Raw genomic sequence first — 14761 nt, 5'->3', positions numbered from 1 at the left:
GCGGGTGTTGAACCGTCCCGACGCGCCGACCGTGCCGTTGACAGGGGGGCTCGGCACCACCGCTCCCCTCATGGAGGTCGTCTTGTCCATCGTCCCCACCGTGCCCACGTCGCAAGGAGAGCCGCCCGTGACCTCGAAAGCAGCGCCGCCCCCCGACGCCGTGGACCCCGGGGCGCTCTCCCCGGGGCCCACGGCCGAAGCGTTCGTCCAGGTGCAGCAGAGCGCCGAGTTCGCGGCCCTGCGCCGCTCGCACCATTCCTTCGCGTTCCCGCTCACCATCGCCTTCGTCACCTGGTACCTGCTGTTCGTGTTCCTCTCGAACTACGCGGGCGGCTTCATGGGGACCAAGCTCTTCGGCAACATCAACGTCGCCCTGGTCTTCGGCCTCCTCCAGTTCGTCAGCACCTTCCTCATCGCCTGGCTCTACTCCCGGCACGCCTCGGCGAAGCTCGACCCCAAGGCCGAGGCCATCAAGTCCCGCATGGAGGCCGACGCGTGAGCAGCTCCGCCGTGATCCAGCTCGCCGCCGGCTCGACCACCGAGCACCGGCCGCTGATCATCACCCTCTTCGCGGTCTTCGTCGCCGCGACCCTGGGCATCACCGTCTGGGCCGGACGGCAGACCAAGAGCGCCTCCGACTTCTACGCGGGCGGCCGCCAGTTCACCGCCTTCCAGAACGGCCTCGCCGTCTCCGGCGACTACATGTCCGCCGCGTCCTTCCTCGGCATCGCCGGAGCCATCGCGCTCTTCGGCTACGACGGCTTCCTCTACTCCATCGGCTTCCTGGTCGCCTGGCTGGTGGCCCTGCTCCTGGTCGCCGAGCCGCTGCGCAACGCGGGCCGCTACACGATGGGCGACGTGCTCGCCTTCCGGATGCGCCAGCGCCCGGTGCGCACCGCCGCGGGCGCCTCCACCATCGTCGTCTCGATCTTCTACCTGCTCGCGCAGATGGCGGGCGCGGGCGTCCTGGTCTCGCTGCTGCTCGGCATCACCAGTGACGCGGGCAAGATCCTCATCGTCGCGCTGGTGGGCGTCCTGATGATCGTGTACGTCACGATCGGCGGGATGAAGGGCACCACCTGGGTGCAGATGATCAAGGCCGTGCTGCTCATCGCGGGCGCGCTGCTGATGACCTTCCTGGTGCTGTGGAAGTTCCACTTCAACATCTCGGACCTGCTGGGCACGGCCGCCGAGAAGAGCGGCAAGGGGGACAAGTTCCTGGAGCCCGGTCTGAAGTACGGGGCGACCGGCACCTCCAAGCTGGACTTCATCTCGCTCGGCCTCGCCCTGGTCCTCGGCACCGCCGGCCTGCCGCACATCCTGATCCGCTTCTACACCGTGCCCACCGCCAAGGCCGCCCGCAAGTCCGTGAACTGGGCCATCGGCATCATCGGCGCCTTCTACCTGATGACGATCGCCCTCGGCTTCGGCGCCGCGGCCCTCATCGGGCCGAAAGAGATCAAGGCGGCGCACCCGCAGGGCAACGCGGCCGCCCCGCAGCTCGCCGAATACCTGGGCGGCGTCGGCACCACCGGCGGCGCGGTCCTGCTCGCCGTGATCTCGGCGGTCGCCTTCGCCACCATCCTCGCCGTGGTCGCGGGCCTCACCCTCGCCTCGTCCTCCTCCTTCGCGCACGACATCTACGCCAACGTGATCCGCAAGGGGAAGGCCACCGAGAAGGAGGAGATGCGGGCCGCGCGCTGGTCCACCGTCTTCATCGGAGCGGCCGCCATCCTGCTCGGCGCCCTCGCCCGCGACATGAACGTCGCCGGTCTGGTCGCCCTCGCCTTCGCGGTCGCCGCCTCCGCGAACCTCCCGACGATCCTCTACAGCCTCTTCTGGAAGCGCTTCACCACCCAGGGCGCGCTGTGGTCCATCTACGGTGGCCTGATCTCGTCGGTCGTCCTGGTGCTGTTCTCCCCGGTCGTGTCCGGAAACCCCAAGACCTCGATGTTCAAGGGCGTGGACTTCCACTGGTTCCCGCTGGAGAACCCGGGCCTCATCTCCATCCCGCTCGGCTTCCTGCTGGGCTGGCTCGGCACCCTGCTGTCCAAGGAGCCCGCCGACCCGCGGAAGTTCGCGGAGCTGGAGGTGCGGTCCCTCACCGGCACCGGCGCGCACTGACGCGAACCGGCCGTGTCGTAGTTCCCTACGACACGGCCGGGCCACGTCTCGTTCCTTTGGGCACCCCTACGGGGCACACAGGTCGCGTAGGCTCGAATAAGACGCCCGCACCATCGGAATCGGCGTGAACCTCTACTAGTACCGGACAGGGGAGGGGGCCCACAGTGCTCATCGACACCTTCGGCCGCGTGGCCACTGACCTGCGCGTCTCGCTCACCGACCGGTGCAACTTGCGCTGCACGTACTGCATGCCCGAAGAGGGGCTGCAGTGGCTGGGCAAGCCGGACCTGCTCACCGACGACGAGATCGTCCGCCTGGTCCGCATAGCCGTCACCAGCCTCGGCATCACCGAGGTCCGCTTCACCGGCGGCGAACCGCTGCTGCGCCCCGGCCTCGTCGGGATCGTCGAGCAGTGCGCGGCCCTGGAGCCGCGCCCCAGGATGTCCCTCACCACCAACGGCATCGGCCTCAAGCGCACGGCCGCCGCCCTCAAGGCCGCCGGCCTGGACCGGGTGAACGTCTCCCTGGACACCCTGCGGCCCGAGGTCTTCAAGACCCTCACCCGCCGCGACCGGCACAAGGACGTCATCGAGGGCATGGCCGCGGCCCGCGAGGCCGGCCTCACCCCGGTGAAGGTCAACGCCGTCCTGATGCCCGGGCTCAATGACGACGAGGCTCCCGACCTGCTGGCCTGGGCCGTGGAGAACGCGTACGAGCTGCGCTTCATCGAGCAGATGCCGCTGGATGCCCAGCACGGCTGGAAGCGCGACGGAATGATCACCGCCGGTGACATCCTCCAGTCCCTGCGCACCCGCTTCACGCTCACCGAGGAGGGCGCCGACGAACGCGGCTCCGCCCCGGCCGAGCGCTGGGTGGTCGACGGCGGCCCGGCCACCGTCGGCGTCATCGCCTCCGTGACCCGACCGTTCTGCGGCGCCTGCGACCGCACCCGGCTCACCGCCGACGGCCAGATCCGTACGTGCCTGTTCGCCACCGAGGAGTCGGACCTGCGCGCCGCCCTGCGCTCGGGCGCCCCGGACGAGGAGATCGCCCGGCTCTGGAAGGTCGCGATGTGGGGCAAGAAGGCCGGATCCGGCCTGGACGACCCGACCTTCCTCCAGCCCGACCGCCCCATGTCGGCGATCGGCGGCTGACCGGAGCGGGAGCGGGCGGGAAGATCGATGCCAGGGCTCGGAGCGAGGTCGTCAGGACAGCCGCTCCGAGCCCTCCGGCTGTACCCACTCCTCGAACTTCACGACGTCCTTGAGGAAACCGCGGACACCCAGGAACTGGCTCAGATGTTCTCGGTGCGCCTCGCAGGAGAGCCAGGTCTTGAGCCGCTCGGGCGCGTGCAGCTTCGGGTTGTTCCACGCCAGGACCCACACGGCGGCGTCGCGGCAGCCCTTGCCGGAACAGGTGGGGATTTCGTTCGCATCAGGGGAGTTCACAGCCTCAACCCTACAAACCACACGAACGGAAGGGCGACGCCGAGCAGCCACGGGGGGAGCTGCCCGGCGTCGGTCCGTCGCTCCGACGGGGGATGCGGAGCGCGTAGGCAGTATGTCACGCAGGACCCGGTGCGGTGCACCGGAACTTCATGATTGATCTGAGCTTTTATTGAGGTTTCCCGCCTCCAGTGCGGGGCGCACAGGCGCGGGCAGGAAGTGCGAGGGCAGCGAGGGCGTCGACTCGCGCCCCGCGTTGGCGATGACCACGGCGACGTACGGCAGCAGCGCGCCCAGGACCAGCGTCACGATCGCCACAGGCCGTTCCACGTCCCACAGGAGCACGGTCAGGATCACCGACAGCGTCCGGATCCCCATCGAAATCACGTACCGGCGCTGACGCCCCCGCACGTCCTCCGCGAGGCCCTTGCGCGCCCCGGTGATCCGGAAGACCTCGGCTCCGTTCCGCTTCTTCCGCTGCACGTTCCACCACCCGATCCGCCCGCCGGACGCTCCCCGGTCCGGACCCTTCCACGGTACGCGGCCCCCTTCGCGCGGGGGAGGGCGGGTATCGCCCGAATGGAGTCACCCGACATGCGGACCCCGCGGACCGGCCCGAGACTGGGCTGACATGCGCACATCGCGCCACGAGGAGGCGACATGCATTGGTTGTGGGCGATCATCGTCGGGTTCGTACTGGGCCTCCTAGCTCGGGCGATCCTGCCCGGCAAGCAGCACCAGCCCCTCTGGCTGACCACCATCTTCGGCATCGTCGGCGCCATCCTGGGCAACGCCGTCGCCAGCTGGATCGGTGTGCACGACACCCGGGGCATCGACTGGATCCGCCACCTGCTCCAGCTGGCCGGAGCGGTCGTGGTCGTCGGCCTCGGCGACATGATCTACCTGGCGGTCCGGGGCAACAAGCGGCAGGTGACCTGAGCGGCGCGGCCATCGGGACGCGTCACCCGGACATGACGCGGGGGCCGGTCGGACGATGGCGTCCGTACCGGCCCCCGCGCCGTGCCGTCTACCGGCGCCCTAGCCCGTGACCTCGATCGCGGCCAGGTTCTTCTTGCCGCGGCGCAGTACGAGCCAGCGCCCGTGCAGCAGGTCCGACGCGGCGGGCACCGCGTCCTCGGCGGTGACCTTGACGTTGTTCACGTAGGCCCCGCCCTCCTTGATCGTGCGCCGGCCGGCCGACTTGCTCGCGACCAGACCGCTCTCCACGAGCAGGTCGACGACCTGCGGGAGCTCGGTCACCCGGGCGTGCGGCAGCTCGGACAGGGCCGCGGCCAGCGTGGCCCCGTCCAGGTCCGTCAGCTCGCCCTGGCCGAACAGCGCCTTCGACGCCGCGATCACGCCGGCGCACTGGTCCGCGCCGTGCACCAGGGTCGTCAGCTCCTCGGCCAGCGCCCGCTGAGCGGCGCGCGCCTGCGGCCGCTCGGCGGTCTGTGCCTCCAGCTCCTCCAGCTCCGCACGGGTCTTGAAGGAGAGGATCCGCATGTAGGTGGAGATGTCGCGGTCGTCCACGTTCAGCCAGAACTGGTAGAACGCGTACGGCGTGGTCATCTCCGGGTCGAGCCAGACGGCGCCGCTCTCGGACTTGCCGAACTTGGTCCCGTCCGCCTTCACCATCAGCGGCGTGGCCAGCGCGTGGACGTGCGCCTGCGGCTCCAGCCGGTGGATCAGGTCGAGCCCGGCCGTCAGGTTGCCCCACTGGTCGGAGCCGCCCTGCTGGAGGGTGCAGCCGTAGCGCCGGTACAGCTCCAGGAAGTCCATGCCCTGGAGCAGCTGGTAGCTGAACTCGGTGTAGCTGATGCCCTGGTCGGACTCCAGCCGCCGGGCGACCGAGTCCTTCGTCAGCATCTTGTTGACACGGAAGTGCTTGCCGATGTCGCGCAGGAACTCGATGGCGGACAGGCCCGCCGTCCAGTCCAGGTTGTTGACCATGACCGCGGCGTTCTCGCCCTCGAAGGACAGGAACGGCTCGATCTGCGTCCGCAGCCGGTTCACCCAGTTCGCGACCGTCTCCGGGTCGTTCAGGGTGCGCTCGGCCGTGGGCCGCGGGTCACCGATCTGCCCGGTCGCCCCGCCGACCAGCGCCAGCGGCCGGTGCCCGGCCTGCTGGAGCCGGCGTACGGTCAGCACCTGCACCAGGTGTCCCACGTGCAGGGAGGCCGCGGTCGGGTCGAAACCGCAATAGAAGGTGACGGGACCGTCCGCGAACGCCTTGCGCAGCGCTTCTTCGTCGGTGGACTGGGCGAAGAGCCCGCGCCACTTCAGTTCGTCGACGATGTCCGTCACGGTCTCTCGACTCCTTCTGTGTCCGAAAATTCCTCGGTCAGTCTAGGTGGGTCAGACGCCCTGGCTGACCGAGCTCATGTTGAAGTCCGGGATCCGCAGCGCGGGCATCGCGGTCCGGGTGAAGTAGTCGTTCCATTCGCGCGGCAGGGTCTTCTCGGTCCGCCCGGCCTCGCTGGCCCGCGAGAGCAGGTCCACCGGCGACTCGTTGAAGCGGAAGTTGTTGACCTCGCCCACGACCTGGCCGTTCTCCACCAGGTAGACCCCGTCCCGGGTCAGCCCGGTGAGCAGCAGCGTCGCCGGGTCCACCTCGCGGATGTACCAGAGGCAGGTCAGGAGCAGGCCCCGCTCGGTGCCCGCCACCATCTCCTCCAGGGACTTCTCGCCGCCCGCGTCCAGGATCAGGTTCCCGAAGCCCGGGGCCGTCGGCTGCCCGGTCAGGGCCGCGCTGTGCCGGGTCGTGGTCAGCCGCGCCAGCTCGCCGCCGCTGATCCACTCGGTGGGCGGCACCGGGAGGCCGTTGTCGAAGACCGAGGCGTCGTCGCCCGAGCTGTGCGCGATCACGAACGGCGCGGACTCCAGGCCCGGGGCGTTCGGGTCGCTGCGCAGCGTCAGCGGCAGCCCGGAGAGCCGCTCGCCGACCCGGGTGCCGCCGCCGGGCTTGGAGAAGACGGTCCGGCCCTCCGCCGCGTCCCGGGCCGCCGCCGACCACATCTGGTAGATCAGCAGGTCGGCCACGGCGGTCGGCGGGAGCAGGGTCTCGTACCGCCCCGCCGGCAGGTCGATCTTCCGCTCGGCCCAGCCGAGGCGTACGGCGAGCTCCGCGTCCAGCGCGGTCGGGTCGACGTCCTTGAAGTCCCGGGTGTAGCGGCCGGCCCAGGCCGAACGCGAACGGCCACCGGCGGCCGCGGCGGACTTCGCGTTCACCTCCAGGGTGCCGTTGGGCTGGTCGTGCCGCAGCCGCAGCCCCGTCGAGGTGCCCACGTAGGTGGAGACCATCGTGTGGTGGGCGAAGCCGTACAGGGCGCGGCCGCCCGCGCGGGCCCGCGCGAAGGCCTCGCCCAGCGCCGGCGCGAAGTCCGCGAAGACCGCCGAGGAGGTCTCGGCCGGCCCGTCGGTGAAGTCCGGGGAGGCCGGGGTGCCGCTCACCAGGGGTTGGGCGTCCTCGGCCGGACCCGCGCCCCGGGCCGCCGCCTCGGCCGCCCGCACCAGCGGTTCCAGCTCGTCGGCGGTGACGGCGGAGCGCGAGACGACCCCCGAGGCCGTGCCCTCCTTGCCGTCGACCGTGGCGATGACCGTGAGGGTGCGGCCCCGGGTGACGCCGTTCGTGGTCAGGGCATTGCCCGCCCAGCGCAGGTTCGCGCTCGATTCCTCGTCGGCGATGACGACGCAGCCGTCGGCGGTGGACAGCTCCAGCGCGCGCTCGACGATCTCGTGGGGCTTGGTACGGATCGACATCAGCGTCCGGCCTCCTGCGTGGTGTTGAGGATGTTCACGTCGCGGAACAGCGCGGAGGGGCAGCCGTGCGAGACGGACGCGGCCTGGCCCGGCTGGGCCTTGCCGCAGTTGAAGGCGCCGCCCAGGACGTAGGTCTGCGGGCCGCCGACCTTCTCCATGGAGCCCCAGAAGTCGGTGGTCGTGGCCTGGTAGGCGACGTCGCGCAGCTGACCGGCCAGCTTGCCGTTCTCGATCCGGAAGAACCGCTGTCCGGTGAACTGGAAGTTGTACCGCTGCATGTCGATCGACCAGGACCGGTCGCCGACCACGTAGATCCCGCGCTCCACCCCGCCGATCAGGTCCTCGGTGGAGAGCCCGCCCGGATCCGGCTGGAGCGAGACGTTCGCCATCCGCTGCACCGGCACGTGCCCGGGGGAGTCCGCGTAGGCGCAGCCGTTGGAGCGGCCGAGTCCGGTCAGCTTCGCGATCCGCCGGTCCAGCTGGTAGCCGACCAGGGTGCCGCCCTTGACCAGGTCCCAGCTCTGCGCCGCGACGCCCTCGTCGTCGTAGCCGATCGTGGCCAGCCCGTGCGGTGCGGTGCGGTCGCCCGTCACGTTCATGATCGAGGAGCCGTAGGTCAGCTTGTTCAGCTGGTCGAAGGTGGCGAAGGAGGTGCCCGCGTACGCCGCCTCGTAGCCCAGCGCCCGGTCCAGCTCGGTGGCGTGCCCGATGGACTCGTGGATGGTGAGCCACAGGTTCGACGGGTCGACCACCAGGTCGTAGCGTCCGGCCCGCACGCTCGGCGCCCGCATCTTCTCGGCCAGCAGCTCCGGGATCTGCTCCAGCTCGGAGTTCCAGTCCCAGCCGGTGCCCGTCAGGTACTCCCAGCCGCGCCCGACCGGCGGGGCGATGGTCCGCATGGAGTCGAACTCGCCGGTGTCGCCGTCCACGGCCACCGCCGTGAGCTCCGGGTGGATCCGGACCCGCTGCTGCGTGGTGACCGTCCCGGACGTATCGGCGTAGAACTTGTTCTCGTGCACCGCGAGCAGCGAGGCGTCCACGTGCGCCACGCCCTTGGCGCGCAGCAGCCGGGCGCTGAAGTCGGCGAGCAGCGCCGCCTTCTCCTCGTCGGGGACCTCGAAGGGGTTCACCTCGTAGGCCGAGATCCAGGTGCGGTCCGCGTGCACCGGCTCGTCCGCGAGTTCCACCCGCTCGTCGGAGCCGGCCGCCTTGATCACCTTGGCCGACAGCTGCGCCATGGCCACGGCTTGCGAGGCCACCTTGGCGGCGCCGTCCATCGTGAGGTCCACCCCGGAGGCGAAGCCCCAGCTGCCCCCGTGCACGACCCGGACCGCGTAGCCGAGGTCCGTGGTGTCGGATCCGCCCGATGGTTTGGCGTCCCGCTGGCGCCAGGAGGCGCTGCGGATCCGCTCCAGCCGGAAGTCGGCGTGGTCCGAGCCCAGCGCGCGGGCCCGGGCGAGGGCCGCGTCGGCCAGCGCCCGCAAGGGCAGCGCGGCGAATGCCGCGTCGATGGAATGGGGCACGGATGTCCTCCCGTGGTGTGGATCGGTTCCCTCGATCATGTCGCGCCGGGGGCCCCGGTGCCTACCGCTTTCTGTAGGGACTCGACAGAGCGTGTCCCAAGGCCCTGTCGGAGCCCGATTCTTTGGAAACCCTCTGCGAGCGATAGGTTTTCAGGTATCCAGACTGCTAGCGAAAGGGTGATCCGTTGAGCCGCTCGGTTCTCGTCACCGGAGGAAACCGGGGCATCGGCCTCGCCATCGCCCGAGCCTTCGCCGAAGCCGGCGACAAGGTCGCGATCACGTACCGCTCCGGCGAGCCGCCGGAGGTCCTGGCCGAGCTGGGCGTGTTGGCGGTCCGCTGCGACATCACCGACTCGGAGCAGGTGGAGCAGGCCTACAAGGAGATCGAGGAGAAGCACGGCGCCGTCGAGGTGCTCGTCGCCAACGCGGGCATCACCAAGGACACGCTGCTGATGCGCATGTCCGAGGAGGACTTCGCCTCGGTCGTGGACACCAACCTCACCGGCACCTTCCGCGTGGTGAAGCGGTCCAACCGCGGCATGCTGCGCGCCAAGAAGGGCCGCGTCGTCCTGATCTCCTCGGTCGTGGGCCTGCTGGGCTCCGCGGGCCAGGCCAACTACGCCGCCTCCAAGGCGGCCCTGGTCGGCTTCGCCCGCTCCCTCGCCCGCGAGCTGGGCTCCCGCAACATCACCTTCAACGTGGTGGCCCCCGGCTTCGTGGACACCGACATGACGAAGGTGCTCACCGACGAGCAGCGCGCGGGCATCGTCGGGCAGGTCCCCCTGGGCCGCTACGCGCAGCCCGAGGAGGTCGCGGCCGCCGTGAGCTTCCTGGCGTCCGACGCCGCCGCGTACATCACTGGAGCCGTCATTCCCGTTGACGGCGGATTGGGCATGGGTCACTGATCACCATGAGTGGAATTCTCGACGGCAAGCGCATTCTGATCACGGGTGTGCTGATGGAGTCGTCCATCGCCTTCCACACCGCGAAGCTCGCGCAGGAGCAGGGCGCCGAGGTCATCCTCACCGCCTTCCCGCGGCCGACGCTGACCGAGCGCATCGCCCGCAAGCTGCCCAAGCCCGCCAAGGTGATCGAGCTGGACGTCACCAACGAGGAGCACCTGGCCCGTCTCGCGGACCTGGTCCGCGAGGAGCTCGGCGGCCTCGACGGGGTCGTGCACTCCATCGGCTTCGCGCCCCAGGACGCCCTCGGCGGCAACTTCCTGAACACCCCCTTCGAGTCGGTCGCGACCGCCATGCACGTCTCGGCGTTCTCGCTGAAGTCGCTGACCATGGCCTGCCTGCCGCTCTTCCCGGAGGGCGAGAACGGCGGCGGCGCCGTCGTGGGCCTGACCTTCGACGCGCAGTACGCCTGGCCGCAGTACGACTGGATGGGCCCGGCCAAGGCCGCGCTGGAGGCCACCAGCCGCTACATGGCCCGCGACCTGGGCAAGCGGAACATCCGCTGCAACCTGGTCTCGGCCGGCCCGATCGGCTCGATGGCCGCGAAGTCCATCCCGGGCTTCTCGGAGCTGGCCGACGTCTGGAACCACCGCTCCCCGATGGAGTGGAACATGGCGGACCCGGAGCCCGCGGGCAAGGGCGTCGTGGCCCTGCTCTCGGACTGGTTCCCGAAGACCACCGGCGAGATCGTCCACGTGGACGGCGGCCTGCACGCGATGGGTGCCTGACCCTCCCGGTCCCACCCGCACCGCGTCCGTACGGCGGCGGCCGCGCTTCCCCCTTCCGGGGAGCGCGGCCGTCGCCGTTTTCCGTGCGGGCGCCGGGTCCGAAGGCGGTTCCCGAGCGGTCTTCGATCACATTTACGCCGCCCGACCGGATCTTCCCGAGTCGAAAAGGCGGACATATGCCTGCAAACTGTCCCAGCCGGGATCTTCCCGGAGCGCGTCGGGGAGGAGGTGCGGGAGTGCGTACCAGGCGCAGCCGGGCGGTGTCGCTACTGGTCACCTCGATCGTCGTGACCGGCGTCCTGCTCCCGGCCACGGCCGGCTCGCGCTCCGGTGCGGCCGACCCGGTCACGGCCGCGGGCGTCGGCATGGGCGCGGACACGGTCCCGGGCGCGGGTGTCGGTACGGGCTCCGGCGCGGGTTCCGGGGCCGCGGGCTCCGGCGCCGGGGGACGGGGCGTCCCCGTGGGCCCGGCGGCTCCGGTGGGCCCGGTGGCCCGTGCGGCGGCGCCGGACACGGCCACCGTCAGCGTCGCGGACCTGCCCGTGGAACCCCTGGCGCGTCCCGTGCGCGGCGCGCCCCAGGAGCTGTTCGGCGCCGACTGCGCCACCCGCATCGAGGGGTCCCAGGTCAAGGCCTACTGCCACAACCGCTTCACGGAGACCGACCTGGTCCGGCTGCACGTCGAGTGCGACCGCTGGTGGGACGTGGACGGGGACGGCGCCCCGCTCGCCCTCGGCCCGGCCGGCCGGGCCGAGCTGAGCGGCCGGTGCTGGAAGGAAGTCCGCTCGGCCTGGGTCAGCCACCAGCGGCCGTAGGCGTCAGCGGCCCCGCCGGGCGGCCCGCCCCGGCCGGCTCAGCGGCGGCCCAGGCAGACGAACGGGTAGCCGGCCGCCTCCGACGCCGCCGTGTCCGCGTCCCCGCGCCGGATCGCCTCGATCAGCCGCGCGTGGTCCACGTGCAGCTCGGGCGACAGTACGGCGCCCACGTCCCCGCGCAGCCAGTCCGCCACCAGGTCGCCCAGGTCGGCGTACAGCTCGATCAGCACCTCGTTGTGCGAGGCCGTCACCACCGCCATGTGCAGGCTCACGTCCGCCGCCACGAAGAGCTCCGTGTCCCCGCTCGCCCAGGCCTGCTCCCGCCGCGCCAGCAGCGCGTCGAGCTGGACCAGGTCGCGCTCGGTGCGCCGCTCCGCCGCCAGCCGGGCCGCCGAGGACTCCAGGGTCGAGCGCAGCTCCGCGATGTCCCGCGGGTCGGCCCCCGCGAAGCGCCGGTGCATCACCCCGGCCAGCTCGCTCGTCGCGATGACGTACGTCCCCGAGCCCTGGCGGATGTCGAGCAGCCCGTTGTGCGCGAGCGCCCGTACGGCCTCGCGCACCGTGTTGCGCGCCACCCCCATCAGCTCGACCAGCTCCGGCTCGGTGGGGATGCGGGACCCCACCGGCCACTCGCCGGAGGTGATCTGGTTGCGCAGTTGGGCGATCACCTGGTCGACGAGCGCCGAGCGGCGGGGGGACGTCAGCGGCATGGAGCCCTCTTCGGAGATGTGCGAGCCGGCGGCCGGAAGACTACGGGCTGGGCTCTGGGGGTGGACAACCAATCATCCCATGATTCTATGATGGTTCAATGTCCGACGAAGAAATCCAGACCCTGAACCGGCCCACGGCCGCGCGAACGGCACCCCCGAAGCTCCACCCGACGGCCGCGGAACCCGCCATCGCGCCCACCCCCACCTGGCTCGGCCCGGTGCTCCTCGTCGGAATCGTGCTGGCCGCCCTCAACCTGCGGCCCGCCATCACCAGCCTCGGCGCCCTCTTCGAGGAGACCCGCACCGGCCTCGGCATGAGCGGCACGGTCGCCGGACTCATCACCTCCGTCCCCGCCCTCTGCTTCGCCGTCTTCGGCGTCACCGCACCCCGGCTCTCCCGCCGCTTCGGCCCGGCCGCCGTCGTCTGCGCGGGCATGGTCGCCGTGGCGACCGGCCTGCTGATCCGGCCCTTCGCCGACAGCGCCGCCGGCTTCCTCGCCGCCAGCGCGCTCTCCCTCGCGGGCATCGCGCTCACCAACGTCCTGTTGCCCGTCATCGTGAAGCGGTACTTCCCCGACCGGGTCGGCACCATGACCGGCCTGTACTCCATGGCCCTGGCCGCCGGCACCTCGCTGGCCGCCGCCGCGACCGTCCCGATGACCGAAGCGCTCGGCGGCAGTTGGCGCAGCGGGCTGATGGTCTGGGCCCTGCTCGCGGTCCTCGCCGTAGTGCCCTGGCTGGGCATCGCCCTGGCCGCCCGCCGGGAGAAGCGGGCGCTCCGGGCCGCCGCGGCGAGCGCCACCACCCCGGCGCCCCGGCACGACGCCGGCCCGGGCGTCCTGCGCAGCCGCACCGCATGGGCGCTGGGCTGCTACTTCGGCCTCCAGGCCACCAGCGCCTACGTCACCATGGGCTGGCTCCCGCAGATCTTCCGCGACGCCGGGGTCTCCGCCGCCACCTCGGGCGTCCTGCTCGCCGTCACCATGGCCCTCGGCGTACCGCTCGCCTTCGTCATCCCGCGCGTGGCCGGCCGGATGAAGAACCAGGGGCCCATCGCCGTCACCCTCTGCCTCTTCGGCATCGCCGGATACCTCGGGCTCTACCTCGCCCCCGCCGCCGGAGCCTGGGCCTGGGCCCTCCTGCTCGGCGTCTCCAACTGCGCGTTCCCGCTCGTCATCACGATGATCGGGCTGCGCGCCAAGTCCCCGGCCGGAGTCGTCAAGCTCTCCGCCTTCGCCCAGAGCACCGGCTACCTCATCTCCATCCCCGGACCGCTCCTCATCGGCACCCTCTACCAGCACAGCGGCGGCTGGGACCTGCCCCTCGCGCTGATGGCCTGCCTCACCGTGCCGCAGCTCGTGCTCGGCATCCTCGCGGGCCGGGACCGGACGATCGAGGACGAATGCGGCGTGCGAGACTGATCGGCATGCCAGTCCTCGAACCGAACCCCCAGAACGGTCACAAGAAGCTCGGCGTCGTGCTCGGCGCGATGCTCGGCGTGACCGTGATCATCGCCATCATCGCGAGCATCGCCTCCCGCTGAGGCCCCACCGGGCCCGGACCCCGACGGGTGGTGGGGTTATCCCCACCACCCCCTAGGGGGTCAGGGTCAGGGTGAAGTGGGGTGTGCCCCGGATGGGCCGCGCACCGTCGGATCCATAGATTCGAAGGCAGCGAGCCACTCCCGGCCGAACACCCCAGCACCCCGGAGGCGGTCATGTCGGCCCCCCTGCACACCCGTCCCGTCCGACCCGTCCGACCCCGCACCGGCGGGGTCGCGGACGCACGGCTGCACTGGTGGGTGTTGGCCCTGCCCGCGCTCGCCTTCGGGCTGCTCCTGCTGCTGCTCGCCGGATCCGGCGAGGCCCAGGCCGCTCCGGTGCACACCTCGCCGCTCGCCCAGGTCACCCAGCAGATCCTGCGCGTCGTCGGCTGACGGCCCGTACCCGGCCCGCCACCGCCCGCCGCCGGCCCGCCCGGCGAGGGCGTCCACCCCGCAGGAGTGAAGCGCCCAACACCCTGCGCCCCGTGGCTGATTTCATGCGAAGCTGGGAGCCATGAGCGCCGAATCACCCCGCAGGATCGTCCTCCTCCGGCACGCCAAGGCCGAGTGGTCGGACGGGAGCGACCACGACCGTCCGCTGGCCGAGCGCGGCCGCGTCGACGCACCCGCCGTCGGCCTGAAGCTGGCCGAGACCGGCATCGCCTTCGACCTGGCCCTCTGTTCCACCGCGGCCCGGACCCGCGAGACCTGGAAGCTCGCCGTCCACGCCCTGCCACACCGGCCGAAGACCCTCTACGAGGACCGGCTGTACGAGGCTTCCCTCGGCGAGCTCATCGCCCTGCTCAACGAGACCCCCGACGAGGTGGCCGACCTCCTCGTCATCGGGCACAACCCCGGCATGCACGCCCTCGCCGACGGCCTCGCCGGCCGTGCCGAAGGCGACACCCGCACCCGGATGACCCGGAGCGGCTACCCGACCTCCGCCCTGGCCGTGGTCTCCTTCACCGGCCCCTGGAAGTCCCTGGAACTGGGCGTCGGCACACTGCTGGACTTCTGGACCCCCAAGGACCACTGACCCGGCCTCCCCTACGACGGCGGGGGGGGGGGGGGGGGGGGGGGGGGGGGGGGGGGGGGGGGGGGGGGGGGGGGGGGGGGGGGGGGGGGGGGGGGGGGGGGGGGGGGGGGGGGGGG

17 protein-coding genes are annotated in these 14761 nt (G+C 71.5%); 11 read left to right on the top strand and 6 right to left on the bottom strand.

Annotation, left to right across the window (positions count from 1 at the left end; all coding sequences use genetic code 11):
• The first annotated feature begins 127 nt into the window (after positions 1 to 127).
• From ACZ4UB_RS31015 to moaA, 3 genes are all read left to right on the top strand, one after another.
• Positions 128 to 499 carry a DUF485 domain-containing protein gene (locus ACZ4UB_RS31015; protein WP_354382274.1) on the top strand — a complete coding sequence of 124 codons (372 nt, stop codon included), beginning with the start codon at positions 128 to 130 and terminating at the stop codon, positions 497 to 499.
• Positions 496 to 2124: a solute symporter family protein gene (locus tag ACZ4UB_RS31010; protein ID WP_468075274.1), complete on the top strand. Its 1629-nt coding sequence runs from the start codon at positions 496 to 498 to the stop codon at positions 2122 to 2124. Before ACZ4UB_RS31015 ends, ACZ4UB_RS31010 begins: the two co-directional genes overlap by 4 nt.
• A gap of 164 nt (positions 2125 to 2288) precedes the next feature.
• Entirely contained in the window at positions 2289 to 3278 is a 990-nt protein-coding gene (moaA, locus tag ACZ4UB_RS31005; protein WP_468075272.1) for a GTP 3',8-cyclase MoaA, read from the top strand.
• Positions 3279 to 3329: 51 nt separating this feature from the next.
• Here moaA and ACZ4UB_RS31000 read toward each other — a convergent pair whose 3' ends face one another.
• On the bottom strand, positions 3330 to 3572 hold the full coding sequence (locus ACZ4UB_RS31000) for a hypothetical protein (RefSeq protein WP_468075270.1): 243 nt from the start codon (positions 3570 to 3572) through the stop codon (positions 3330 to 3332).
• A gap of 147 nt (positions 3573 to 3719) precedes the next feature.
• Entirely contained in the window at positions 3720 to 4052 is a 333-nt protein-coding gene (locus tag ACZ4UB_RS30995) for a DUF3099 domain-containing protein (protein WP_354382278.1), read from the bottom strand.
• 177 nt (positions 4053 to 4229) lie between these two features.
• Here ACZ4UB_RS30995 and ACZ4UB_RS30990 point away from each other — a divergent pair, with 177 nt between their 5' ends.
• Entirely contained in the window at positions 4230 to 4508 is a 279-nt protein-coding gene (locus tag ACZ4UB_RS30990; RefSeq protein ID WP_354382279.1) for a GlsB/YeaQ/YmgE family stress response membrane protein, read from the top strand.
• 99 nt (positions 4509 to 4607) lie between these two features.
• On the opposite strand, the gene tyrS is transcribed toward ACZ4UB_RS30990, so the two are convergent.
• From tyrS to ACZ4UB_RS30975, 3 genes are read right to left on the bottom strand one after another with little or no spacing between them, the layout of a single operon-like run.
• Positions 4608 to 5873, bottom strand: coding sequence for a tyrosine--tRNA ligase (gene tyrS / locus ACZ4UB_RS30985; RefSeq protein ID WP_468075268.1), 1266 nt, complete (start codon positions 5871 to 5873; stop codon positions 4608 to 4610).
• A gap of 51 nt (positions 5874 to 5924) precedes the next feature.
• Positions 5925 to 7328, bottom strand: a complete 1404-nt coding sequence (locus ACZ4UB_RS30980) for a metallopeptidase TldD-related protein (protein ID WP_354382281.1) — start codon at positions 7326 to 7328, stop codon at positions 5925 to 5927.
• A complete protein-coding gene (locus ACZ4UB_RS30975) occupies positions 7328 to 8890 on the bottom strand; it encodes a TldD/PmbA family protein (RefSeq protein ID WP_468075265.1) in 1563 nt (520 codons plus the stop codon). The genes ACZ4UB_RS30980 and ACZ4UB_RS30975 overlap by 1 nt, the downstream gene beginning before the upstream one ends.
• A gap of 146 nt (positions 8891 to 9036) precedes the next feature.
• Here ACZ4UB_RS30975 and fabG point away from each other — a divergent pair, with 146 nt between their 5' ends.
• The 3 genes from fabG (at position 9037) to ACZ4UB_RS30960 (ending at position 11356) form a co-directional block, all read left to right on the top strand.
• Entirely contained in the window at positions 9037 to 9756 is a 720-nt protein-coding gene (gene fabG / locus ACZ4UB_RS30970; protein WP_354382283.1) for a 3-oxoacyl-[acyl-carrier-protein] reductase, read from the top strand.
• A gap of 5 nt (positions 9757 to 9761) precedes the next feature.
• Positions 9762 to 10541 (top strand): enoyl-ACP reductase FabI, encoded by a 780-nt coding sequence (fabI, locus tag ACZ4UB_RS30965; RefSeq protein WP_354382284.1) that lies wholly within the window; start codon positions 9762 to 9764, stop codon positions 10539 to 10541.
• Between the two features lie 236 nt (positions 10542 to 10777).
• A complete protein-coding gene (locus tag ACZ4UB_RS30960) occupies positions 10778 to 11356 on the top strand; it encodes a hypothetical protein (RefSeq protein ID WP_468075262.1) in 579 nt (192 codons plus the stop codon).
• 38 nt (positions 11357 to 11394) lie between these two features.
• On the opposite strand, the gene ACZ4UB_RS30955 is transcribed toward ACZ4UB_RS30960, so the two are convergent.
• Complete coding sequence (locus ACZ4UB_RS30955) at positions 11395 to 12066, bottom strand: FadR/GntR family transcriptional regulator (protein ID WP_467960916.1); 672 nt, start codon at positions 12064 to 12066, stop codon at positions 11395 to 11397.
• A 98-nt stretch (positions 12067 to 12164) separates the two neighbouring features.
• Here ACZ4UB_RS30955 and ACZ4UB_RS30950 point away from each other — a divergent pair, with 98 nt between their 5' ends.
• From ACZ4UB_RS30950 to ACZ4UB_RS30935, 4 genes are all read left to right on the top strand, one after another.
• Positions 12165 to 13487 (top strand): CynX/NimT family MFS transporter, encoded by a 1323-nt coding sequence (locus ACZ4UB_RS30950; RefSeq protein ID WP_468075260.1) that lies wholly within the window; start codon positions 12165 to 12167, stop codon positions 13485 to 13487.
• 5 nt (positions 13488 to 13492) lie between these two features.
• Entirely contained in the window at positions 13493 to 13609 is a 117-nt protein-coding gene (locus ACZ4UB_RS30945) for an SGM_5486 family transporter-associated protein (RefSeq protein WP_283451924.1), read from the top strand.
• 174 nt (positions 13610 to 13783) lie between these two features.
• Positions 13784 to 14002 carry a hypothetical protein gene (locus ACZ4UB_RS30940; protein WP_354382288.1) on the top strand — a complete coding sequence of 73 codons (219 nt, stop codon included), beginning with the start codon at positions 13784 to 13786 and terminating at the stop codon, positions 14000 to 14002.
• A gap of 121 nt (positions 14003 to 14123) precedes the next feature.
• Positions 14124 to 14645, top strand: a complete 522-nt coding sequence (locus tag ACZ4UB_RS30935; protein ID WP_468075257.1) for a SixA phosphatase family protein — start codon at positions 14124 to 14126, stop codon at positions 14643 to 14645.
• The last annotated feature ends 116 nt before the right edge of the window (positions 14646 to 14761 follow it).

The organism is Streptomyces sp. NPDC028419, assembly GCF_055565515.1.
Note: the sequence above shows the minus strand (reverse complement) of the source record. Positions and strands in the feature narration are given on the sequence as shown.